General features: G+C 70.3%; 1 protein-coding gene. It reads right to left on the reverse strand.

Annotated elements, in window-relative coordinates; all coding sequences use genetic code 11:
• Window positions 1–580: SCO family protein (locus AC1D01_RS37815; protein WP_477875103.1), on the reverse strand; the 580-nt coding region annotated here is incomplete at its 3' end.
• Between the last annotated feature and the right edge of the window lie 30 nt (window positions 581–610).

Raw genomic sequence — 610 nt, forward strand, 5'->3', positions numbered from 1 at the left:
TGCCGGCGACGCGGCCGTGCGGGTCGACGATGTGGATAGTGCCGTTGTGCGCAAAGCCGCCAGCACCGTCCGGCACGGCCACCACGCCCACGGCCTGGCGTATGCGCGTCCCTTCCTCCACGGTCGCCGGCGCAGCGAGCGTCCACAGCCGTGCATCCGCGTGGTGGCGAAGACCGTACGCGGCCAGTGCCGAGGGCGTGTCGTTCGCCGGGTCGATGGACACCGACAGCAGGCGCACGCCCGAGCCATCGCGCAGGATCTGCTGCTGTGCCTGAAAGAACTCATCCCCGAGCGCCTGGCAAACAGAAGCGCAGCCTGCGTAGATGAAATCCACCAGCAGGACTTCGCCAGGGCCCGAGTCCGGCCACTGCCGCCAACGCCCGGACGCATCCACCAGCTCCATCGACGGGAAACGCATCGCGCCACGGGACGCTTGCCCGCGACGCAGCGCCTCGAAGGTCCAGTGCTCCAGGCCCGCGGTGAGACGCGCGGTGYCCAGCGCGAACGCGCCCATCACCAACGCGCAGGCGAGCAGCGTTGCGCCCAGGTGGCCCGCCTGCCGTTGCTCCAGTTGCGCCATCGCTTCAGTCGTGGGGCGGCAGGTCATGGC

The organism is Rhizobacter sp. P3_B12 (assembly GCF_056402895.1).